Origin of the sequence: Streptomyces sp. NPDC085927 (assembly GCF_044540975.1) — a bacterium.
Lineage (GTDB): Bacteria > Actinomycetota > Actinomycetes > Streptomycetales > Streptomycetaceae > Streptomyces > Streptomyces hirsutus.
The window spans coordinates 978,936-999,471 of sequence record NZ_JBITSN010000001.1 but is presented as its reverse complement, the minus strand read 5'-3'; the positions used below and the strand labels follow the sequence as shown (position 1 = coordinate 999,471).

The 20,536-nt window shown below is 70.9% G+C and carries 22 protein-coding genes; 16 read left to right on the top strand and 6 right to left on the bottom strand.

Annotated features, from left to right (window positions below):
• Positions 1 to 15 precede the first annotated feature (15 nt).
• The gene (locus tag ACIF80_RS04615; RefSeq protein WP_399799193.1) at positions 16 to 630 is read right to left on the bottom strand and encodes a hypothetical protein; all 615 of its coding nucleotides are present in this window, start codon (positions 628 to 630) and stop codon (positions 16 to 18) included.
• A 481-nt stretch (positions 631 to 1,111) separates the two neighbouring features.
• Between ACIF80_RS04615 and hemL the strand changes: the two genes are divergently transcribed.
• From hemL to ccsB, 7 genes are all read left to right on the top strand, one after another.
• Positions 1,112 to 2,428 carry a glutamate-1-semialdehyde 2,1-aminomutase gene (gene hemL, locus ACIF80_RS04610; RefSeq protein ID WP_399799478.1) on the top strand — a complete coding sequence of 439 codons (1,317 nt, stop codon included), beginning with the start codon at positions 1,112 to 1,114 and terminating at the stop codon, positions 2,426 to 2,428.
• Positions 2,429 to 2,520: 92 nt separating this feature from the next.
• Positions 2,521 to 3,180 carry a histidine phosphatase family protein gene (locus tag ACIF80_RS04605; protein WP_399799476.1) on the top strand — a complete coding sequence of 220 codons (660 nt, stop codon included), beginning with the start codon at positions 2,521 to 2,523 and terminating at the stop codon, positions 3,178 to 3,180.
• A 155-nt stretch (positions 3,181 to 3,335) separates the two neighbouring features.
• Entirely contained in the window at positions 3,336 to 4,688 is a 1,353-nt protein-coding gene (locus tag ACIF80_RS04600) for a polysaccharide deacetylase family protein (RefSeq protein ID WP_399799191.1), read from the top strand.
• Positions 4,689 to 4,754: 66 nt separating this feature from the next.
• Positions 4,755 to 5,435 carry a TlpA family protein disulfide reductase gene (locus tag ACIF80_RS04595; protein WP_399799188.1) on the top strand — a complete coding sequence of 227 codons (681 nt, stop codon included), beginning with the start codon at positions 4,755 to 4,757 and terminating at the stop codon, positions 5,433 to 5,435.
• A gap of 31 nt (positions 5,436 to 5,466) precedes the next feature.
• Positions 5,467 to 6,252 carry a cytochrome c biogenesis CcdA family protein gene (locus ACIF80_RS04590; RefSeq protein ID WP_399799473.1) on the top strand — a complete coding sequence of 262 codons (786 nt, stop codon included), beginning with the start codon at positions 5,467 to 5,469 and terminating at the stop codon, positions 6,250 to 6,252.
• Between the two features lie 5 nt (positions 6,253 to 6,257).
• Positions 6,258 to 8,075, top strand: coding sequence for a cytochrome c biogenesis protein ResB (locus ACIF80_RS04585; RefSeq protein ID WP_399799185.1), 1,818 nt, complete (start codon positions 6,258 to 6,260; stop codon positions 8,073 to 8,075).
• Entirely contained in the window at positions 8,072 to 9,220 is a 1,149-nt protein-coding gene (gene ccsB / locus ACIF80_RS04580) for a c-type cytochrome biogenesis protein CcsB (protein ID WP_399799182.1), read from the top strand. Before ACIF80_RS04585 ends, ccsB begins: the two co-directional genes overlap by 4 nt.
• Positions 9,221 to 9,293: 73 nt before the next feature.
• Here ccsB and ACIF80_RS04575 read toward each other — a convergent pair whose 3' ends face one another.
• From ACIF80_RS04575 to ACIF80_RS04565, 3 genes are all read right to left on the bottom strand, one after another.
• A complete protein-coding gene (locus tag ACIF80_RS04575; RefSeq protein WP_399799179.1) occupies positions 9,294 to 9,752 on the bottom strand; it encodes a nucleoside deaminase in 459 nt (152 codons plus the stop codon).
• 75 nt (positions 9,753 to 9,827) lie between these two features.
• Positions 9,828 to 10,646 (bottom strand): MerR family transcriptional regulator, encoded by an 819-nt coding sequence (locus ACIF80_RS04570; protein ID WP_399799177.1) that lies wholly within the window; start codon positions 10,644 to 10,646, stop codon positions 9,828 to 9,830.
• Between the two features lie 197 nt (positions 10,647 to 10,843).
• Positions 10,844 to 11,239: a PLD nuclease N-terminal domain-containing protein gene (locus ACIF80_RS04565; RefSeq protein WP_399799174.1), complete on the bottom strand. Its 396-nt coding sequence runs from the start codon at positions 11,237 to 11,239 to the stop codon at positions 10,844 to 10,846.
• A 92-nt stretch (positions 11,240 to 11,331) separates the two neighbouring features.
• On the opposite strand from ACIF80_RS04565, the gene ACIF80_RS04560 reads away from it, so the two are divergent.
• From ACIF80_RS04560 to mqnP, 3 genes are read left to right on the top strand one after another with little or no spacing between them, the layout of a single operon-like run.
• Positions 11,332 to 12,783: a menaquinone biosynthesis decarboxylase gene (locus ACIF80_RS04560; protein ID WP_399799171.1), complete on the top strand. Its 1,452-nt coding sequence runs from the start codon at positions 11,332 to 11,334 to the stop codon at positions 12,781 to 12,783.
• Positions 12,780 to 13,268 (top strand): hypothetical protein, encoded by a 489-nt coding sequence (locus tag ACIF80_RS04555; protein ID WP_399799169.1) that lies wholly within the window; start codon positions 12,780 to 12,782, stop codon positions 13,266 to 13,268. The genes ACIF80_RS04560 and ACIF80_RS04555 overlap by 4 nt, the downstream gene beginning before the upstream one ends.
• Complete coding sequence (gene mqnP / locus ACIF80_RS04550; RefSeq protein WP_399799167.1) at positions 13,265 to 14,188, top strand: menaquinone biosynthesis prenyltransferase MqnP; 924 nt, start codon at positions 13,265 to 13,267, stop codon at positions 14,186 to 14,188. Before ACIF80_RS04555 ends, mqnP begins: the two co-directional genes overlap by 4 nt.
• 58 nt (positions 14,189 to 14,246) lie before the next feature.
• On the opposite strand, the gene ACIF80_RS04545 is transcribed toward mqnP, so the two are convergent.
• The gene (locus ACIF80_RS04545) at positions 14,247 to 14,792 is read right to left on the bottom strand and encodes a rhomboid family intramembrane serine protease (RefSeq protein WP_399799470.1); all 546 of its coding nucleotides are present in this window, start codon (positions 14,790 to 14,792) and stop codon (positions 14,247 to 14,249) included.
• Between the two features lie 196 nt (positions 14,793 to 14,988).
• Between ACIF80_RS04545 and ACIF80_RS04540 the strand changes: the two genes are divergently transcribed.
• The 6 genes from ACIF80_RS04540 (at position 14,989) to ACIF80_RS04515 (ending at position 19,574) form a co-directional block, all read left to right on the top strand.
• Positions 14,989 to 15,681 (top strand): UbiX family flavin prenyltransferase, encoded by a 693-nt coding sequence (locus ACIF80_RS04540; protein ID WP_399799164.1) that lies wholly within the window; start codon positions 14,989 to 14,991, stop codon positions 15,679 to 15,681.
• A gap of 109 nt (positions 15,682 to 15,790) precedes the next feature.
• Entirely contained in the window at positions 15,791 to 16,249 is a 459-nt protein-coding gene (locus ACIF80_RS04535) for an Lrp/AsnC family transcriptional regulator (RefSeq protein ID WP_055595914.1), read from the top strand.
• 155 nt (positions 16,250 to 16,404) lie between these two features.
• A complete protein-coding gene (gene mqnE / locus ACIF80_RS04530; protein ID WP_399799162.1) occupies positions 16,405 to 17,568 on the top strand; it encodes an aminofutalosine synthase MqnE in 1,164 nt (387 codons plus the stop codon).
• Positions 17,569 to 17,627: 59 nt separating this feature from the next.
• On the top strand, positions 17,628 to 18,152 hold the full coding sequence (locus ACIF80_RS04525) for a GNAT family N-acetyltransferase (RefSeq protein ID WP_399799159.1): 525 nt from the start codon (positions 17,628 to 17,630) through the stop codon (positions 18,150 to 18,152).
• 199 nt (positions 18,153 to 18,351) lie between these two features.
• Positions 18,352 to 18,684 (top strand): DUF4229 domain-containing protein, encoded by a 333-nt coding sequence (locus ACIF80_RS04520; RefSeq protein ID WP_399799468.1) that lies wholly within the window; start codon positions 18,352 to 18,354, stop codon positions 18,682 to 18,684.
• An 86-nt stretch (positions 18,685 to 18,770) separates the two neighbouring features.
• A complete protein-coding gene (locus ACIF80_RS04515; RefSeq protein ID WP_399799156.1) occupies positions 18,771 to 19,574 on the top strand; it encodes a TetR/AcrR family transcriptional regulator in 804 nt (267 codons plus the stop codon).
• On the opposite strand, the gene ACIF80_RS04510 is transcribed toward ACIF80_RS04515, so the two are convergent.
• Positions 19,544 to 20,533: a MaoC family dehydratase gene (locus ACIF80_RS04510; RefSeq protein WP_399799465.1), complete on the bottom strand. Its 990-nt coding sequence runs from the start codon at positions 20,531 to 20,533 to the stop codon at positions 19,544 to 19,546. The genes ACIF80_RS04515 and ACIF80_RS04510 overlap by 31 nt on opposite strands.
• Positions 20,534 to 20,536 lie beyond the last annotated feature (3 nt).

The window sequence follows — 20,536 nt, the reverse complement described above, 5'->3', positions numbered from 1 at the left end:
GCGTGAAGCCCTCGATCAGGGCCACACCAGGCAATACGGCTGGTGCCCCGCCTCATGCAGCCGGTGTGAGAAGTCCTGCCACTCGTGGAGCAGTCGGTAGACGTTGAACGCGTCGCTGGGGCCGCCGCGGTCGGGGACCGTGGACCAGATGAAGGCGGCCGCGCCCACTGCCTCCTCGCCTATGTCGCGGAGGGGGTCGACGGCCGTCATCGGGAGCTTCACGACCGCGTAGTCGGGGTGCAGGACGACCAGTTCCAGCGGCGGCACCTTGTGCAGGGGGACACCCTCTATGCCGGTGAGGACCATGGCGGCCATCGTCTCCGGCTTGATCTTGGTGAACATGCCGCCCATGCCGAGCTCGTCGCCGCCGAGTTCCTCGGGGCGCATCGAGATCGGGACGCGGGCGGCGGTGGCGCCGTCCGGCGCGCCGAAGTATTTGTAGGTCACCCCCACTCGACCACCATTCCTGCTCCCCGCACTCGACGGGTCGATCGACTCGGCCCCACCCGGAGCACCGTGTGCCCGTCGGGCCTCGTCCACCTCTTCCGCCTCGCGCCGGTGCCTTCCCCGCCGGGAACGTCGAGGACCGAGGTCGTCAGTCCCCTCGCCCAGTCCGCCACCGCGATGCATATCTCCACCCGACTGCTTTTCTAGGCCGCGTGGCCCCGCCGCGCAACCCGATCATCGTGTCAGTGACCTCCCCCACGGCCGCCCGCCGAAACGTGCGGTGCTGCATCTGCCCGCGGGTCCTTCTCAGCCCCCGGCCGCCCCGGACCGGGTGAACCGTGTGCACTCCCACGCCAGTTTCGCAGATCACGGGCGAATCGGGACCGGATGCTCTTGCGGGAGACCGAATACCCGCGTCCGTGAACGGCCGCGGGGGGCGGCCGTACTAAACAGGCGTGCGAAACAGTTGTACGAAGGGGTGGTACGGGCAGGTGGGGCCGGATTACTCACCCGGTCCCACGGAGGGCTTCGGGCGAGGGGTGCCGTTACCGCCCCGGGCCCGGCGGGCGCCGGACTCCGGCCCCCGCCCGCGTCTGGCCTACCCTGAACAGGTCACTCGCAGCCCGAGTCCGAGATGTCGGAGATGCCGGAGAAGTCGCAGGTCATGAGCGAACTGCCCTACCCGTACGAAGCCCAAGCCTCGCAGGCGCTGTTCGATCGTGCCGCGGCCGTCACCCCCGGTGGCGTGAATTCACCGGTGCGCGCCTTCCGGGCCGTCGGCGGCACGCCCCGGTTCATGGTGTCCGGCACCGGCCCGTACCTGACCGACGCCGACGGACGGGAGTACGTCGACCTCGTCTGCTCCTGGGGGCCGATGATCCTCGGGCACGCGCACCCCGAGGTGATCGCCGCCGTGCAGGACGCCGTCGCGCGCGGTACCTCCTTCGGGACACCCGGTGAGGGCGAGGTCGCGCTCGCCGAGGAGATGGTCGCCCGGATCGAGCCGCTGGAGCAGGTCCGGCTGGTGTCCAGCGGCACCGAGGCCACCATGTCGGCCATCCGGCTCGCCCGCGGCTTCACGCGGCGCGCCAAGGTGATCAAGTTCGCCGGGTGCTACCACGGCCACGTCGACGCGCTGCTCGCCGCCGCCGGGTCGGGCGTCGCCACCTTCGCCCTGCCGGACACCCCCGGCGTCACCGGCGCCCAGGCCGGCGACACGATCGTCCTGCCCTACAACGACCTCGACGCCGTACGCGCCGCCTTCGCCGCGCACCCCGGTGAGATCGCCTGCGTGATCACCGAGGCGTCCCCGGGCAACATGGGCGTCGTACCGCCGCTGCCCGGGTTCAACCAGGGGCTCAAGGACGCCTGCGCCGCGAACGGCGCGCTGTACATCTCCGACGAGGTCATGACCGGGTTCCGCACCAGCCGCGCCGGATGGTTCGGCGTCGACGGCGTACGGCCCGACCTGATGACCTTCGGCAAGGTGATGGGCGGCGGCTTCCCGGCCGCGGCCTTCGGCGGGCGGGCCGACGTCATGGCCCACCTCGCCCCCGCCGGGCCCGTCTACCAGGCCGGCACCCTCTCCGGCAACCCCGTCGCCACCGCCGCCGGGCTCGCCCAGCTGCGACTGCTCGACGACGCCGCGTACGACAAGGTCGACGCCGTCTCGGAGCGGATCCGCTCCCTCGTCACCGAGGCGCTCACCAAGGAGGGCGTCGCGCACACGCTGCAGAACGCCTCCAACATGTTCTCGGTCTTCTTCACCGACCGGCCGGTGAGGAACTACGAGGACGCCAAGACGCAGGAGTCGTTCCGCTACACGGCCTTCTTCCACTCCCTCCTCGAGAACGGCGTCTACCTGCCGCCCTCGTCCTTCGAGTCCTGGTTCGTGTCCACCGCGCACGACGACCGGGCCGTCCAGCGGATCGCCGACGCCCTTCCCGCGGCGGCCCGAGCGGCGGCGGAGGCGACGGCATGAGCGACGGCACGGACAAGAGCACGGACAAGAGCACGGACGAGAGCGCGGGCGCGGGGAGCACGGGGAACGGGGACCTCACCGTCGTCCACCTCATGCGGCACGGCGAGGTCCACAACCCGGAGGGTGTCCTCTACGGCCGGCTCCCCGGCTACCAGCTCTCCGAGCTGGGCCGGCGGATGGCCGACCGGGTCGGCGAGTACCTCGCCCCCCGCGACATCGTCCACGTCGGCGCCTCCCCGCTGGAGCGGGCCCAGGAGACGGCCCAGCCGATCGCCAAGGCCCACGGCCTGGACATCGCCACCGATAGCCGGCTCCTCGAGGCCGAGAACGTCTTCCAGGGCAAGACCTTCGGCGTCGGCGACGGAGCACTGCGCCGGCCCGAGAACTGGAAGCACCTCGTCAACCCGTTCAAGCCGTCCTGGGGCGAGCCGTACGTCGAGCAGGTCGTCCGCATGATGGGCGCGCTCGACGCGGCGAAGGACGCGGCGCGCGGTCACGAGGCGGTGCTGGTCAGCCATCAGCTGCCGATCTGGATCGTGCGGTCCTACGTCGAGAAGCGGCGGCTGTGGCACGACCCGCGCAAGCGGCAGTGCACCCTCGCCTCGCTGACCACCTTCACCTACCTGGGCGACAAAATCGTTTCCGTCGGCTACAGCGAGCCGGCCCGCGATCTCGTCCCCGCCCATCTCCTCGCCGGCGCCAAGCCGGTGAAGGGCAGGGGCGCCCCCCAGGGCAAGGCCTTCGGGGCTTAGCCCCGGCGCGGCCCGCCCGGGTGGGCCGCGCACCTGACGGCCCGGCACACTCTCGTGACGTTCGTTGCGGAACCTTCGCACGGGGTGAGGAACTTTTGTTCCCGTCACGTCCTCTGAAGAAGTGACCACCGGAGGACGTGACGATCGGGGATGTCATGCGCGCGCTCACCCGCAGGGGAATGCTCGGACTCGGCGCAGGGGCCGCCGCGGCTGTCACGTTGGCCGGCTGCGGCGGCGAAACGGGCTCGGGGCGTACGGGCGGTTCCAAGGGCGGTGACTCCAAGGGCGGTGGCTCCGCGGGGGGCGACCGTTCCGGGAAGCCCGAGCCGACGAAGACCGCCCGGCCGATCGGTGACGGCTCCACCTCCTTCACCGGCAAGCAGCCCCACCAGCCCTCCCGGCCGGTGCCGCTGGAGCCGGGTCAGGCCCCGCCGCAGTTCGTCGTCTTCTCCTGGGACGGGGCCGGCGAGGTCGGCAACGGCCTCTTCCCGCGCTTCCTGGACCTCGCCAAGGAGCACGACGCGCACATGACGTTCTTCCTCTCCGGCGTCTATCTGCTGCCCGAGTCGAAGAAGCGGCTGTACGACCCGCCGAACAACCCGCGCGGTGCCTCCGACATCGGCTACCTCACCGACGACCACATCAAGGACACGCTGAAGAACGTCCGCCGCGCCTGGCTCGAGGGCCACGAGATCGGCACCCACTTCAACGGCCACTTCTGCGCAGGCTCCGGCAGCGTCGGCAACTGGACGCCGCAGCAGTGGCGCAGCGAGATAGACCAGGCGAAGTCGTTCGTGAAGGAGTGGCGGACCAACTCCGGCTGGACGGACCTGCCGTCGCTGCCGTTCGACTACGACAAGGAACTCGTCGGCGGCCGTGCGCCCTGTCTGCTCGGCCAGGACAACCTGCTGACCACCGCCCGCGACCTGGGCTGGCGCTACGACGCCTCCTCGCCCGGCGGCCTTCAGGTCTGGCCGTCGAAGCGCCAGGACATGTGGGACCTGCCCCTGCAGCAGATACCGTTCCCCGGGCGGTCCTTCGAGGTCCTGTCGATGGACTACAACATCCTCGCCAACCAGTCCGTCAACTCCACCAACGCGCCCGCGCGCCACCACCCCGCCTGGCGGGAACAGGCCACTCAGGCGCTCATATCGGGATTCAAGCGGGCATACGAGACGAACCGGGCGCCCTTCTTCGTCGGCAACCACTTCGAACAGTGGAACGGCGGCATCTACATGGACGCCGTCGAGGGTGCCATCAAGCACATCGCGCGGGAGAAGGAGAAGGGCGGCGACGTCCGCATGGTCTCCTTCCGGCAGTTCACCGACTGGCTGGACGTGCAGAAGCCCGAGATGCTGGAGCAGTTGCGCACACTGGGGGTCGGACAGGAGCCGGCCGGGGGCTGGAAGGACTTCCTGGGCGGCTCCGGCGGTACGGGCGGCTCCGGCGGCACCGCGGGGACGGGGACCGGGGCGGGCGCGGGAGCGGGGGCCGCGAGCGGCGCCTGATATGCGGGATTCCACCCGCAAGGGGGGTGCCCAAGATCCCCGGAACGGACATGCGAAACTTTTCACATGAGTGCCGCCAGCCGTGCCCCCCAGCGCTCGAACAGCGCCACCGGCGTCCATGACCCCGGCGTCCGTGACCTCCACGTGCGCGTCCCGCGCCTCCGCGCCCGTCGTCGTGCCGTCGTGACCGCGGGCACCGCGGCGGCCGCGCTGCTGCTCACCGCATGCGGTTCCGGCGGAGCATCGGACGGGGGCGGCAACACCAACTTCGTCACCGGCACCGACGGCATCTCCACCGCCGACAAGGGCGAGCGCGCCACCGCGCCCAGCCTGTCCGGCAAGACCCTCGAGGGCGAACCCCTCGACGTCGCCGACTTCCGGGGCAAGGTCGTCGTCCTCAACGTGTGGGGCTCCTGGTGCAACCCGTGCCGCGCGGAGGCCAAGTACTTCGCCAAGGTGTCCGAGGAGTACGCCGACCAGGGCGTGCAGTTCGTCGGTATCAACACCCGTGACAGCAGCGCCGGCTCGGCACTCGCCTTCGAGAAGGACTTCGGCATCACCTACCCGAGCCTGTACGACCCCACGGGCAAGCTGATGCTCCGCTTCGAGAAGGGCACCCTCAACCCGCAGGCGATCCCCTCCACCCTGATCCTGGACCGGGACGGCGGGATCGCGGCCCGCTCGCTGACCGCGCTCAGCGAGGAACGGCTGCTGAAGATGCTCAAGCCGGTCCTCGCGGAGAAGTGACGTGACCGCCCTCACCACGCTCGCGACCGAGGTGGGCGCCCTTTCCGCCGGGACGGCGCACCTCGCCGCCGACCCGGCCTACAACGGCACGGTGCTCAACGGCGCCCTGCTGGTGGCGCTGCCCATCGCCCTGCTCGGCGGGCTCGTCTCCTTCTTCTCGCCCTGCGTCCTGCCGCTGGTCCCCGGCTACCTCTCCTACGTCACCGGAGTGTCCGGCACCGACCTGGCGGAGGCCCGGCGCGGCCGGATGCTCGCCGGCGCCTCGCTCTTCGTCCTCGGCTTCACCGTCGTGTTCGTCTCCGGCGGGGCCTTCTTCGGCTACTTCGGGCAGACGCTGCAGGAACAGTCGGACATCCTCACCAAGGTGCTCGGCGTCCTCATGATCCTCATGGGCGTCTTCTTCATGGGGATGATGCCCTGGCTGACCCAGCGCGAGTTCCGCTTCCACAAGCGTCCGGCGGCCGGCCTGGCCGGCGCGCCCGTCCTCGGCGCCCTCTTCGGCATCGGCTGGACGCCCTGCATCGGCCCCACCCTCGCCTCCGTGCTGACGCTCTCCGCGCAGCAGGAGAGCGCCGGACGCGGGGCCGTACTGACGGTCGCGTACTGTCTGGGGCTGGGTCTGCCCTTCGTCCTCGCGGCCGTGGCCTTCCGCAAGGCGCTCGGTGCCTTCGGCTGGGTCAAGCGGCACTACGTCTGGGTCATGCGGATCGGCGGCACGATGATGATCCTGACCGGCGTGCTGCTGCTCACCGGGGTGTGGGACAGCCTCGTGGTCGAGATGCAGACCTGGTCCAACGGCTTCACTGTGGGGATCTGACGTCGATGAGCACGACATCCAAAACCGGGCCGGAGCACACCCCGGCGGGATCCGAGGGCGCCGCGTCCGACGCGGCTGCCCGGGAGCGGGAACAGGACCAGGATCTGGGCGCCGCCGGCTCCCAGCTGTCCACCGCGCCCAAGGAGGACCTGCCGAACCTGCCCGCCCTGGGCGTCATCGGCTGGGCCCGCTGGTTCTGGCGGCAGCTCACCTCCATGCGGGTCGCGCTGCTGCTGCTCCTGCTGCTGTCGCTCGCCGCGATCCCCGGCTCGCTCGTCCCGCAGACCGGAGTCGACCAGACCCGGGTCGCCGACTTCCGTGAGCAGCACGAGTTCCTCGCGCCGATCTACGACAAGCTCGGCCTGTTCAACGTCTACAGCTCGGTGTGGTTCTCGGCGATCTACATCCTGCTGTTCATCTCCCTCATCGGCTGCATCACGCCCCGCACCTGGCAGTTCGTGGGCCAGCTGCGCGGCCGCCCGCCGGGCGCCCCCAAGCGCCTGACCCGGCTGCCCGCGTACACCACCTGGCGCACCGAAGCCGATCCCGAGCAGGTCCGCGAGGCGGCGCTCACCCTGCTGCGGAAGCGCCGCTTCCGCGCCCACCGCGTCGGTGACGCCGTCGCCGCCGAGAAGGGCTACCTGCGCGAGGCCGGCAACCTCGCCTTCCACCTCGCCCTGATCGTGATGCTGATCGCCTTCGCCTGGGGACAGCTGTTCAAGTTCGAGGGCAACAAGCTGATCGTCGAGGGCCAGGGCTTCTCCAACGCGATCCCGCAGTACGACGACCGCAAGTTCGGCAACCTCTTCTCCGTCGACGAGGACCTCGAGCCGTTCAGCTTCGACCTGAAGGACTTCAAGGGCACCTACGAGCGCACCGGCCCCAACAAGGGAACCCCGCGCACCTACGAGGCCGACCTCACCTACAACGAGGGTGCCTACGGCGAGGAGAAGAAGACCACCGTCAAGGTCAACGAGCCGCTGCGGATCGGCGACGCCAAGGTCTACCTCGTCAGCCACGGCTACGCGCCCGTGGTCACCGTCCGCGACGGCGACGGCAAGGTGGTCTTCAAGGACGCCGTGCCGCTGCTGCCGCTCGACTCCAACGTCACCTCCTCCGGTGTGGTCAAGGTCCTCGACGGCTACCGCAACGCCGAGGGCGAGAGGGAGCAGCTCGGCTTCAACGCCTTCTTCGTGCCGACCTTCGGCGGCTCTCAGAGCGGCACGATGCTCTCCCAGTTCCCGGGCCTCGACTATCCGGTGCTCGCGCTGTCCGCCTACCACGGCGATCTGAAGGCCGACTCGGGCATTCCGCAGAGCGTGTACCAGATGGACAAGACCAAGATGAAGGAGTTCAAGGACTCCGACGGCGAGCTGTTCAAGAAGATGCTGACGCCCGGCGAGACCATGACCCTCCCGGGCGGAGCGGGCTCGGTCACCTTCGAGAAGGACGTCAGGGAATGGGCCGGCTTCCAGATGGTCCAGGAACCGGGCGGCGGCTGGGCCCTCGGCGGCTCCCTCGTCGCCATCGCCGGTCTGGCCGGCTCCCTGTTCATCCAGCGGCGCCGGGTGTGGGTGCGTGCGGTCGAGGGCCCCGACGGCGTCACCGTCGTCGAGATGGCCGGGCTCGGCCGCAGCGAGTCCGCCACCGTGCCCGAGGAACTCGGCGACCTCGCCGGAATCCTCTACGACCAGGCCCCGGGCGCCCCGGACCCCGAGCCTTCCCCCGAACCATCCGATCCGTCCGATCCATCCGGTTCGTCGGGTCCCCCCGATTCCCCCGACCCTCAAGCCGTACCTGCCGAAGGGGCTGAGAAGCCGTGACTCTCGCAGCCGCACCCGATCTGGTCACCGCCACGAGCCTGGCCGCCGCGCAGAACGAGAACCTCGCGGAGATCAGCAACGTCCTGATCTACTCCGCGATGGCGGTCTACACCCTGGCCTTCTTCGCGTACATCGCCGAATGGATCTTCGGCAGCCGCAGCAAGGTCGCCCGCACCGCCGCCGCACTCACCCCCCGCGGGGAGGCGGCGAGGAAGGCACCCGCCGTCACCGTGAAGAAGGAGGGCGGCACCGCCGTACTGGAGCGGCCGAAGGTCGTCGTACGGGCCGCGGCCGGCGCGCGGGACGTGCCCGACGGGCCGGGGGCGCACGGCGGGGACGCGCAGGGCGACCTCTACGGGCGGATCGCCGTCTCCCTCACCGTGCTCGCCTTCCTGGTCGAGTTCGGCGGAGTGCTCACCCGGGCGCTGTCCGTGCAGCGGGCGCCCTGGGGCAACATGTACGAGTTCAACATCACCTTCACCACGACCGCCGTCGGCGTGTACGTCCTGCTGCTGGCCCTGAAGAAGAACGTGCGCTGGCTCGGCCTGTTCCTGACCACCACGGTCCTCCTCGACCTCGGTCTGGCCGTCACCGTCCTGTACACCGAGAGCGACCAGCTGGTCCCCGCGCTCGACTCGTACTGGCTGTACATCCACGTCTCCACCGCGATCCTGTGCGGCGCGGTCTTCTACGTCGGCGCGGTCGGCACGATCCTGTACCTGTTCAAGGACTCCTACGAGAGCAAGCTCGCGCGCGGTGGCAAGCCCGGCAGCTTCGCCACCTCGGTCCTGGAGCGGCTGCCCGCCTCCGCCTCGCTCGACAAGTTCTCCTACCGCGTCAACGCGGCCGTCTTCCCGCTGTGGACGTTCACGATCATCGCGGGCGCCATCTGGGCCGGCGACGCCTGGGGCCGCTACTGGGGCTGGGACCCCAAGGAGACCTGGTCCTTCATCACCTGGGTCGCCTACGCCTGCTACCTGCACGCCCGCGCCACCGCCGGCTGGAAGGGCCGCAAGGCCGCCTACCTGGCCCTGCTCGCCTTCGGCTGCTGGCTGTTCAACTACTACGGCGTGAACATCTTCGTCTCCGGCAAGCACTCCTACGCCGACGTCGGCATGAACGCCCTCACCGCCATCGGCTTCTGAGCGGCACCCCGAGGCACCGTCCGCGAAGGCCGGTTCCCGTACCCCGGACACCGGGCACGGGAACCGGCCTTCGTCACCTCCCGATGTCCTCGTTCCACACCTCGGGGCGCCGCGCGATGAAGTCCCGCATCATCGCGGCGCACTCGGGATCGTCCAGCAGCACGATCCGCACGCCGTGCTCGGCGAGCCAGTCGTGCCCGCCGCGGAAGGTGGCCGCCTCGCCGATCACCACCCGCGAGATGCCGAACTGCCGGACCAGACCGGAGCAGTACCAGCAGGGCGACAGGGTCGTCACCATCGTCGTCCCGCGGTACGAACGCTGCCGTCCCGCCGCCCGGAAGGCGGCCGTCTCCGCGTGCACCGACGGATCACCGTCCTGCACCCGGCGGTTGCGGCCCCGGCCGAGCAGGGTCCCGTCGGCCCCGTACAGCGCGGCGCCGACGGGAACGCCGCCCTCGGCGAGCCCGGCACGGGCCTCCGCGACGGCGGGGGCGAGCCAGGCACGGGCCGTTTCCGCATCGATCGGCTCCATCGGCTCCATGGCGGCCAGTCTCCCCGAACCCGCTCGACCTCCACGGCCGATGACGGGCCGGCCGGGCGACGGAATTCAATCCCCCGCAGAACTCCTGGCGGGACCATCGACAGAATCCCCGGCAGAACCACCGGCGGAATCCCCGGCAGTGACCAACCCCAGGTAGGCGTGGAGGGCCCCCGCGCCCTCCAGCATCGCCCGCGTGCGTGCGGTGAGCGCCTCGCCGCGCGCGACGAGGGCCGCCCGCAGCGCCTCGCTGCTGCCCTCCCGGCGCAGCCCGTCCAGCACCGGGCGGATCCGGTCGAACAGGTAGTGGCTGTTCCGCAGGGTGTGGACGAGCCGGGCGTCACGGACGTCGGCGGGATCGAACAGGCGGTACCCGGTGCCGCGTTCCCGCCGGGGCGTCAGCAGTCCGGCAGCCTCCCACACCCGCAGCGCCGACGTCCGTACGCCCAGCAGCCCGGCCACCTCCCCGATGCGCAGCGCCGGGCGGGACGACGCGGCGGGTCCGGCGCCGGCCAGCGCTTGCAGGGCCTCGTCCGCGGCACGCAGCGCCACCCGCTCCTCGTGCAGCGCGGCATGCGCGGCGTCGACCAGCGCCAGCGCGCCCGGCACGTCCCCGCCGTGCACCCGCCGCATCACCGGCGTCGCGGTCACCGGCCCGTACCCCTTCATCAGCGCCCGGAACACCAGCAGCGCCTGCCGGTGCACCTCCTCGAACACCCGGTACCCGGACTCGGTCCGCGGCGCGGGCGGCAGCACCCCGGACTCCTCGTAGTTCCGGATCTGCTGCGTCGACACCCCGGCCGACCGCGCCAGATCGACGGACCGGAACCGCACCTCGCCCCCCACCGCTCGGCCTCCCCGCGCTCGGCGCCTCCAGGCCGTCACCATGTTCCGGCCCGCACCGGGACAAGTCCCGCGGAACGCAGGGGCGGACGCACCGCCGCGTCCCGAGACCGTCGAGCAGGGCGCTTTTCTCCCGGCCGTGGAGGCGCGGGACGAGAAGGACCGGACAAGCCGGCCGGCGCGCCGGCCGCGGGTGAGCCGACCCGAGCCCGAGGCGTCCGTCCTGCGGCGGGCGAGGTGCTTCAGTCGGTCTCGGGCTTCTCGTCCCGTTCCTTGCCCTTGCCCTTGTCCTTGCCCTTGTCCTTGCTCGGATCCGGGTCGGGGTCGAGGCCCTTCTCCCCGGGCCCGCTCTTCTCTTCGCCGAGGGACTTCAGGAAGTCGGGGTTGTCGTCCGGGGCCACCCACTGCTGCCGGCCGCCGCCCCGGCTCCAGGCGGAGCCGGCGCCGGTGCCCGCGGGGTGCCGCTTCTTGCCGGCGAGGATCCACGAGATCGAACCGACGAGCGGGAACAGCAGCACGAGGATCGCCCACAGCGGCTTGGGCATGTGACGAATGTCCTCGTCCTTCGTGCTGATGCAGTCGATGAACGCGTAGACGCTCAGGGCGAGGGGGACGAGGAACATCAACACCCTGAGCATGGGCCTCTCCAGAGAAGGATCGTCGGGGGTGTCGGCACGGCCACGGCCCCCAGGTACAGGGCAAGGGTAGCCGCTCGGGGATACTTGACCCCATGGCTTACGACGATCTTCGCTCCCTGCTGAGGGCTCTGGACCGCGAGGGCGACCTCAAGCGAGTCAAGACCGAGGTCGACCCGTACCTCGAGGTCGGTGAGATCGTCGACCGGGTGCAGAAGGCCGGCGGTCCCGCACTGCTCTTCGAGAACGTGCGCGGCTCGAGCATGCCCCTCGCGATGAACGTGTACGGAACCGACCGCCGTCTGCTGAAGGCGCTCGGCCTGAAGTCGTACGCGGAGATCAGCGAGAAGATCGGCGGTCTGCTCAAGCCCGAGCTGCCCAACGGCTTCGTGGGCATGCGCGAGGCGTTCGGCAAGCTCGGTTCGATGACCCACGTACCGCCGAAGAAGGTGAAGGACGCCCCGGTGCACGAGGTCGTCCTCCAGGGCGACGACGTGGATCTCGAACAGCTCCCCGCCCTGTTCACCTGGCCCAAGGACGGCGGCTCCTTCTTCAACCTGGGCCTCACCCACACCAAGCACCCCGAGACGGGCATCCGCAACCTCGGCCTGTACCGGCTCCAGCGCCACGACAAGCGCACCATCGGCATGCACTGGCAGATCCACAAGGACAGCCGCAACCACTACCAGGTGGCCGCCCGGCGCGGTGAGCGGCTGCCGGTCGCCATCGCCTTCGGCTGCCCGCCCGCCGTGACGTACGCCTCCACCGCGCCGCTCCCCGGCGACATCGACGAGTACCTCTTCGCCGGGTTCCTGCAGGGCAAGCGGATCGAGATGGTCGACTGCAAGACGGTCCCGCTCCAGGTCCCGGCGCACGCCGAGGTCGTCATCGAGGGCTGGCTGGAGCCGGGCGAGATGCTCCCCGAGGGCCCCTTCGGCGACCACACCGGGTTCTACACCCCGCAGGAACCGTTCCCCGCACTGAAGATCGACTGCGTCACCATGCGCAAGCGCCCGCTGCTCCAGTCGATCGTCGTCGGCCGTCCGCCGACCGAGGACGGGCCGCTTGGCCGCGCCACCGAGCGCTTCTTCCTCCCGCTCCTCAAGATCATCATTCCGGACATCGTGGACTACCACCTCCCCGAGGCCGGCGGTTTCCACAACTGCGCGATCATCTCGATCGACAAGAAGTACCCCAAGCACGCGCAGAAGGTGATGCACGCGGTCTGGGGCGCCCACATGATGTCGCTGACCAAGCTGATCGTGGTCGTCGACTCCGACTGCGACGTCCACGACCTGCACGAAGTCGCCTGGCGGGCCCTCGGCAACACCGACTACGCCCGCGACCTCAGCATCGTCGAAGGCCCGGTCGACCACCTCGACCACTCCTCCTACCAGCAGTTCTGGGGTGGCAAGGCGGGCATCGACGCGACGAAGAAGTGGCCCGAGGAGGGGTACACGCGCGACGGCGGCTGGCCCGACATGGTCGAGTCCGACCCGGCCACGGCCGCGCTGGTCGACCGCCGCTGGAAGGAGTACGGACTGTGAGTCCCGTCGCCGCGGGCGGCCCGGCCCTCTTCATCGGCACCGACACCGACTACGTGGCCCTCGTGCGTCCCGAGCTGGACCCGGCCGACCCCGGAGTCCGGCAGGCCGCCGAGCAGGCGGGCGTCTCGCCGGAGGAGTTCGCGGGCGCCGGTGACACCTGGGCGGTCCTGACCGAGCACGACGGCGAGGGCGGCGGCTTCGAACTGCCCGGGGTGCGCGACACGGAGCCCGCCGACTTCGCCGAACAGCTGCGCGCCGAGCTGGCCGCCGGGACGGGCGAGCCGTTCACGGTCGACGGCGGCGCGCTGCTGCGACTGGACGCCCGCCCGGCCGCGGCGGACGCCTACGCCTTCACCGTGCACCTCACCCCGCCCGAAGACCCGTCCGACGACGACGCCGGGACGCCGCTGACGGTGGAGACGGGGCCGCTGCCGGTCGCCGGACTGCTGGCCGACCTCGACGCGTTCCTCGGGAGCCTCGCATGATGACCACCGCCGACGGGATCGTGGACTCGGGGGCGGCACCGCGGCCGACCGGCAGGGTGAAGGCCTTCCTGCGCCTGGTGATGATCGAGCACTCCGTGTTCGCGCTGCCCTTCGCCTACATCGCGGCCCTCACCGCGATGTACGAGTGGGACGAGAACATCCACTGGGGCCGGCTGCTCCTGGTCACGATCGCCATGGTCGGCCTGCGCACCTTCGCGATGGCCGCCAACCGGATCATCGACCGCGAGATCGACGCCCGTAACCCGCGCACCGCCCACCGCGAGCTGGTCACCGGCGCGATGTCGGTCCGGCACGCGTGGACCGGCGCGATCATCGCCCTGGTGGTGTTCCTGGGCGCGGCGGCGTTGCTCAACCCGCTCTGTCTGGTCCTCGCGCCGGTCGCGGTGATCCCGATGGTGGTCTATCCGTACGGCAAGCGGTTCACGAACTTCCCGCAGGCCATCCTCGGGCTCGCCCAGGCCATGGGCCCGGTCGGCGGCTGGCTGGCCGTCACCGGTTCCTGGTCCTGGGACGCGGTCGTCCTCGGCCTCGCGGTCGGCATCTGGATCGGCGGCTTCGACCTCATCTACGCCTGCCAGGACGTGGAGACCGACCGCGAGGTCGGCGTGAAGTCGGTTCCGGCCCGCTTCGGCATCCCCGCCGCCATTTGGGGCGCCCGCGCCTGCCACGCCGTGACGACGGCCCTGTTCGTCTGGTACGCGGTGCTCACCGGCGCCGGCGCGTTCTTCTGGCTCGGCCTGGTGATCGTCGCGGCGGCCTTCGTCTACGAGCACACCATCGTCCGTCCGAACGACCTGACCCGCCTGAACCGCGCCTTCTTCAGCGTCAACGGCTTCATCGGCATCGCGCTGTTCGTCTGCGCGCTGCTGGACCTTCTGGTGCGCGGGCTGACGGTCTGACGCACTGACGCGTGTGTGCGTGCGGTGCGGGAGGCCGGCCGCGGCCTCCCGCACGGCCTCAGGAGGTGAGCGCGTCCCGGCGGACGGGTCCGCGCCGGAACAGGAAGGCCGATGCCACGCCGGCCAGCAGGCCGATGAGGTGGCCTTGCCAGCTCACGCCGGTCTGACCGGGCGCGATGCCCGCGAGGATCGAGCCGCCCCAGACCGCGCCGACCAGCACGGCGACGACGACGCCCATCGGCCGGCGCTCCACGAAGCCGCTGCACAGCAGGAAGCCGAAGAGGCCGAAGACCAGGCCGGAGGCGCCCGCCGTGTTGGTGTGCGCCGGGGCTATGAGCCACACCCCCAGCCCGTCGCAGACGATGATCAGCGCGCACACGGCGGCGAACCGGCGCAGGCCGCCGAGGGCGGCGAGGAAACCGAGCACCAGCAGCGGCACGCTGTTCGCCGCGACATGGGCGAAGCCGAAGTGGACGAAGGCGGAGGGGACGACGTCGACCAGCTCCGAGGTCGTGCGCGGTACGACGCCGAAGTCGTCCAGGGCGTGACCGGAGACCACGTCGGCCACTTCCAGCAGCCACAGCAGCGCCACCCAGGCCACCATCACCACGGCCGCCGTCTTCGCCCGTTCGCGCCCCGACCACCGCACATCCGTGTTGGACACGGCAACCCCCTCGCCTTGATCGTCCCCCGGAAACGGATCGATCGCCCGCTCGCGTGGCGCATCGATCGTCCGCGTGGGAAACGGACCGGACCCCTTGGCCGGTTCCCTTCCCACGATGCCGGATAGGCTCGGTGTCGTGAACCATCTCAAGCCAGGAGAGACGACCCGAACGCCTTGGATCCTGGGGGTGTCCGGCGCTTCCGGCACGCCATATGCGGCGGCCGTCCTCCGTGCGCTCCTCCAGGCGGGGGAGAGCGTCGACCTCGTCGTCAGCCGTGCCTCGCGGCTCACCCTGCTGGACGAGACCGGCATCTCCTTCCGGGACGCCCACTGGCGCGACGACCTGCGGGAATGGCTGTCCCGTGGAGCGGACGGCAAGCCGGACACCTTCACCGTGGACCTCGACGGCGTACGGCACTGGGGCGCCGGTGACCTCGCCGCGGGCCCCTCCTCCGGCTCGTACCCGAGCAAGGGCATGCTGATCGTGCCCGCCTCCACGGCCTGCGTGGCCGGGGTGGCGCTCGGGCTGTCCAAGGACCTGCTGCAACGGGCGGCGAGCGTGACCCTCAAGGAGGGGCGCACACTGGTCGTGGCCGTACGGGAGACCCCGCTGAACGGCCAGACCCTGCGGCACATGGTCTCCCTCGACGACGCTGGCGCGACCGTGGTGCCCGCCTCACCGGCCTTCTACGCGGGCGCGACGCACATCCAGGACCTGGTGGACTTCGTCGCCGGCCGCGTGCTCGACGCGGCGGGCGTCGAGCACGAGCTGTACCGCCGCTGGAAGGGCGAGCTCGGGGGTGGGTCATCACCGTCCCGTACCGCCTGAGCGGCACCCGCACCCCCGGCGCAGTCCCCGTGTCCCCCGGTGCACCCCGACGTACCACTCACCGATTCTCAATCACGTGCAGACCTCTTCAGCGGAAGGCTTCGATCGCATGGACGCGGTGGACAGGCAGCTCATCCAGGCCCTGAGAGAGAACGGCCGGGCCTCCTACGCCGAGCTGGGGCGCCTCGTCGGCCTGTCGGGGCCCAGCGTCACCGACCGGATCAACCGGCTGGAGGCGGCCGGTGTCATCACCGGCTACCGCGCCACCGTGGACGCCGCCTCGCTCGGCCTCGGGGTGACCGCCCTGATCGGCATCTCGCTCTCCGACGCCGCCGACCACGAGGACGTGGCGCAGCGGCTGAAGGACCTGAGCGAGATCGAGGACTGCTGGTTCATCGCCGGCGACGACTCCTTCATGCTCAAGGTGCGGGCGGCCGACGTGGACGGGCTGGAGCGGATCATCCGCAGGCTGTCCGGGACCAAAGGCGTCTCCCGGACCCGTACCACCATCGTGCTCTCCACGAAGTGGGAGAACCGCGTCGGTGAGCTGCCCGAAGAGGTCCAGTAGCCGGGGCGTTACGGTGGGCGGAGCCGGCGCGTGCCGGGCGGGGCGGGCAGAAGCCCGGACGGTCGGCCGGTGGGGCCGGCCGGGACAGGCAAGGCCGGGTCCGGACGGTCGAGGCCGGTCCGGACAGTCGAGACAGTCAGGAAAGAGGTATCCGCATGGACGTCGGGCTCAAGCGCGAGCTGGAGGAGAAGGTCCGCTCCGGTGAGCGGCTGTCCCGCGAGGACGGCATCGCGCTGTACGAGTCGGACGACCTGGCCTGGCTGGGCGGGCTGGCGCACGAGGTGCGGACGCGGAAGAACGGCGACGTCGTCCACTTCAACGTCAACCGCCACCTCAACATGACGAACGTGTGCACCGCCTCCTGCGCGTACTGCTCCTTCCAGCGCAAGCCGGGGGAGAAGGACGCGTACACGATGCGGATCGAGGAGGCGGTGAAGCTCGCCAAGGCGATGGAGGCGGAGAACCTCACCGAGCTGCACATCGTCAACGGACTCCACCCCAACCTGCCCTGGCGCTACTACCCGCGCTCCCTGCGCGAGCTGAAGGCCGCGCTGCCGGACGTGTCGCTGAAGGCGTTCACCGCCACCGAGATCCACCACTTCGAGACCATCTCCGGGATGTCCGCGTCCGAGATCCTCGACGAGCTGATCGACGCCGGGCTCGAGTCCCTCACCGGCGGCGGCGCGGAGATCTTCGACTGGGAGGTCCGGCAGCACATCGTCGACCACCGCACCCACTGGGAGGACTGGTCGCGGATCCACCGGCTGGCGCACGAGAAGGGGCTGAAGACCCCCTGCACCATGCTCTACGGCCACATCGAGGAGCCCCGCCACCGCGTCGACCACGTGCTGCGGCTGCGTGAGCTCCAGGACGAGACCGGCGGCTTCCAGGTCTTCATCCCGCTGCGCTACCAGCACGACTTCGTGGACATGAAGGACGGCAAGATCCGCAACCGCCTCCAGTCCAGGACGCAGATGGCGACCGGCGCCGAGGCGCTGAAGACGTTCGCCGTCTCCCGTCTCCTCTTCGACAACGTCCCGCACGTCAAGGTCTTCTGGGTGATGCACGGCGTCAACACCGCCCAGCTCGCCCTCCAGCACGGCGCGGACGACATGGACGGCTCGGTCGTCGAGTACAAGATCACGCACGACGCGGACGACTTCGGCACGCCGAACAAGCTCACCCGCGACGACCTGCTGGACCTGATCCGCGACGCCGGTTTCCGCCCGGTGGAGCGCAACACGCGGTACGAGATCCTCCGCGAGTACGACGCCGCCGACCCCGCCCGCCGCGAGTCCCCGCAGCCGATGCGGGTCTGAGGGAGAACCCCCGTTCCATGCCGGAGAGCCCCCCTCCCCTACCGGAGAGCCCCCGTCCCGTGCCCCTGACCTTCACCCTGGATCCGCCCGTCACCCCCGGACTCCGTGACGGCATCCTGGAGTTGTGGGTGGACGTCACCGAAGCGGGCGGAGCCGTCGGCTTCGTGCCGCCGGTGACCCGGGAGGACGTCCGGCCGGAGCTGGTACGGCAGTTCGTGGCGATGGAGGAGCGACGGTCCCGCCTCCTCGTCGGGTTCGACGAGGAGGGGCGGGTCGCCGCGACGGCGTTCCTCACCCTCAACACCCACCGCCTGATGACGCACTGGATCTGGCTGTACACGGTGATGGTCCACCCCCGCCACCAGGGCAAGGGGTACGGCCGCGACCTGCTCGCCGCCGCGGAGCGGGCCGCCCGCACCCTTCCCGGCATCGAGGCGATCCGGCTCACCTGCCGCGGCGGCCTCGGCCTGGAGCGCTTCTACGGCTCCTGCGGCTACAAGGAGGTCGGCCGGGTCCCCGGTGCGATCAGGGTGGCTCCGGACGACGACCGGGACGACATCATCATGCTGCTGCCCCTGACCTGATCCCGGGTCCGGGGCGAGCTCCGGGCCGGGGCCCGGGTCCGGGTCCGGGTCCGGGTCCGGGTTCAGCGAGAATGTCATGTACGTGTCTGTGCAGGGCCCCCGCCGCAGGTGTACGGACGCGGGCGTGCTTCACTGGAGGTGTCCCATTGAGAGCCCCTTGGGATATGTTCTGGCCGTTCGTCCGGGAGAGTGGAAGAAGATGCTCCGCTACACGTTGATGCGCTTCGGGATCTTCGTGGGCTGCCTCCTGGTCGTCTGGGGCCTCGTCTACTCCGGCCTCGCCCCGCGCGGCCTGGGCGACTCCAACGGACTGTGGATCATCCTGCTCGCCCTGGTGTTCTCGGCACCGATCAGCTTCGTCGTCCTGCGCAAGCAGCGGGACGTGGCCTCCGAGAACATCGTGCGCCGGGTCGACCGGGCGAAGGCCAACCTGGACGCCAACCGCAGCCAGGAGGACGACGCCGACGACGACGCCCGTGGCACGCAGGGCCAGGCGCAGGAGCAGGACCAGGAGCAGGCGAAGGCCTCGTAGGGCTCCGGAGGCATGTGTCCGGTTCGGGCGGGGTGGGTTTCCCGCGCGGGCGGGCGAGGGTGCCGCCGCCCCGTAGGCTGCTCCGTATGGGTGCCGTGAAGAGCAAGCGGATGCCGCGTGCGGTCCGCGAACAGCAGATGCTGGACGCCGCCGTGCAGACCTTCGGCCAGCGCGGCTACATGGCCGCGTCGATGGACGAGATCGCCGAACTGGCGGGCGTGTCGAAGCCGTTGGTCTATCTGTACCTGAACTCCAAGGAAGACCTGTTCATCGCGTGCATCCGCCGCGAGGCGAAGGCCCTCGTCGAGGCGGTGCGCGCCGGTGCCCGTCCCGTGCTCCCCGCGGACCGCCAGCTCTGGGCGGGGCTGACGGCGTTCTTCACCCACACCGCGCGGCACCCGGACGGCTGGGCCGTGCTGCACCTCCAGGCCCGTACGCACGGAGAGGTGTTCGCCGCCGAAGTCGCCGCGATGCGCGCGGACATCGTGACGTTCGTGACCGAGCTGATCCTCGCCGCCGCCCGGGAAGCCCTCCCCCAAGCTCTCGGCTGTTCCCCCAAGTTCTCGACGTCGCTCGAACAGGGGGCACCCCCACGAGCAGGGGGGACCCCCACGGACCCCCGCCTCCCCGGCGGCGAGGTCGCCGGGCTCGCGGAAGCACTGGTCGGCGCCGCCGAGGCGCTCGCGGACTGGGCCAACAGCACCCCGGGCGTCACCGCCCGGCAGGCGTCGGCCACCCTGATGAACTTCGCCTGGGCGGGACTGGGCGACCTGATGGCGGGCCGCCCCTGGTCACCGCCCGACAGTGAAGCCCTGGACACCGGTGCCGATGTCGAAGACGCTGGTGCCGGCGCGGTCGTTCACGCCGGGCGGACCTCCCCGGTGAGGTGAAGGCAGTCGCCGGGACCGCGCAGCTCGAAGCGTCCGTCCCGCGCCCCGAACGTCACCGTCCCCGGCAGCAGGACCGGCGCTCTGAAGTCGGCCCGGACCGTCACCGCTTCCGGGACGCCGTGCGCGGCGAGGCAGCGGGCCACGGTCCACATGCCGTGCGCGATCGCACGGGGGAAGCCGAAGAGCCGTGCGGTGAACGGGTACAGATGGATCGGGTTGCGGTCGCCGGACGCGGCACCGTACCGCCGTCCCGTGTCCCCGGCCAGCAGCCACGCGTCGACGACGGGCAGCGGCTGAGCCGTCGCCGATTCCTCCTCCGGACGCGGGGCGGACCGCCCGGGGGAGGACGGCCCGGAGGAGGGCGGCCCGGAGGTGCGGTGCCGGGCCAGATACGTGCTCCGCGACTCCCATACGAGGTCACCGCCGGGCGACCGCAGCGCGGTGACCACGGTGGCCTCCGTACCGCGCCGGTGCGGTGCCAGCCCCTCGATGTGCACACTCAGTCCGTGCGTCCCGGCGCCGGGCACGGCCCGGCGCCGGGTGATCTCTATCGACGTGTGGACGAGCCCCAGCAGCGGCAGCGGGAAGTCCCGGCCGCTCATCAGCCGCATGGCCGCCGGGAAGCCCAGCACATGGGGATACGTCAGCGGCAGCGCGCCGGAGCCCTCCCCGGTCCCCCCGGCTTCTCCGGTCTCCTGGGTCTTCGCGTTCTCCCGGGTCTCCTGGCTTTGTCCTGTTCCTGCGGCGGGGAAGCCGCACACCCGCTCGTACGCCGCCAGCCTCGCGGGATCCACCCGCAGGGAGGGCAGGACGAGCCGGGTCCGCGGGAACGCGGCGTCGGGGCGGGGACGTTTGACCGGCGACAGCAGCGCACCGCGCGCCAGCAGGGGGGCGAGGGAGGGGGAGCGGGCGAGGGTCACCGAGGCCGGAGGTGCGGCGGCGGGGGGTACGGAGGCCATGGC

What these genes read in the sequence shown, in the direction of transcription:
- ACIF80_RS04615 (WP_399799193.1), bottom strand. Translation starts at nt 630, where the DNA reads ATGCATCGCGGTGGCGGACTGGGCGAGGGGACTGACGACCTCGGTCCT.
- hemL (WP_399799478.1), top strand. Translation starts at nt 1,112, where the DNA reads ATGAGCGAACTGCCCTACCCGTACGAAGCCCAAGCCTCGCAGGCGCTG.
- ACIF80_RS04605 (WP_399799476.1), top strand. Translation starts at nt 2,521, where the DNA reads ATGCGGCACGGCGAGGTCCACAACCCGGAGGGTGTCCTCTACGGCCGG.
- ACIF80_RS04600 (WP_399799191.1), top strand. Translation starts at nt 3,336, where the DNA reads ATGCGCGCGCTCACCCGCAGGGGAATGCTCGGACTCGGCGCAGGGGCC.
- ACIF80_RS04595 (WP_399799188.1), top strand. Translation starts at nt 4,755, where the DNA reads ATGAGTGCCGCCAGCCGTGCCCCCCAGCGCTCGAACAGCGCCACCGGC.
- ACIF80_RS04585 (WP_399799185.1), top strand. Translation starts at nt 6,258, where the DNA reads ATGAGCACGACATCCAAAACCGGGCCGGAGCACACCCCGGCGGGATCC.
- ACIF80_RS04575 (WP_399799179.1), bottom strand. Translation starts at nt 9,752, where the DNA reads ATGGAGCCGATCGATGCGGAAACGGCCCGTGCCTGGCTCGCCCCCGCC.
- ACIF80_RS04570 (WP_399799177.1), bottom strand. Translation starts at nt 10,646, where the DNA reads ATGGTGACGGCCTGGAGGCGCCGAGCGCGGGGAGGCCGAGCGGTGGGG.
- ACIF80_RS04565 (WP_399799174.1), bottom strand. Translation starts at nt 11,239, where the DNA reads ATGCTCAGGGTGTTGATGTTCCTCGTCCCCCTCGCCCTGAGCGTCTAC.
- ACIF80_RS04560 (WP_399799171.1), top strand. Translation starts at nt 11,332, where the DNA reads ATGGCTTACGACGATCTTCGCTCCCTGCTGAGGGCTCTGGACCGCGAG.
- mqnP (WP_399799167.1), top strand. Translation starts at nt 13,265, where the DNA reads ATGATGACCACCGCCGACGGGATCGTGGACTCGGGGGCGGCACCGCGG.
- ACIF80_RS04545 (WP_399799470.1), bottom strand. Translation starts at nt 14,792, where the DNA reads ATGGTGGCCTGGGTGGCGCTGCTGTGGCTGCTGGAAGTGGCCGACGTG.
- ACIF80_RS04535 (WP_055595914.1), top strand. Translation starts at nt 15,791, where the DNA reads ATGGACGCGGTGGACAGGCAGCTCATCCAGGCCCTGAGAGAGAACGGC.
- mqnE (WP_399799162.1), top strand. Translation starts at nt 16,405, where the DNA reads ATGGACGTCGGGCTCAAGCGCGAGCTGGAGGAGAAGGTCCGCTCCGGT.
- ACIF80_RS04520 (WP_399799468.1), top strand. Translation starts at nt 18,352, where the DNA reads ATGCTCCGCTACACGTTGATGCGCTTCGGGATCTTCGTGGGCTGCCTC.
- ACIF80_RS04515 (WP_399799156.1), top strand. Translation starts at nt 18,771, where the DNA reads ATGGGTGCCGTGAAGAGCAAGCGGATGCCGCGTGCGGTCCGCGAACAG.
- ACIF80_RS04510 (WP_399799465.1), bottom strand. Translation starts at nt 20,533, where the DNA reads ATGGCCTCCGTACCCCCCGCCGCCGCACCTCCGGCCTCGGTGACCCTC.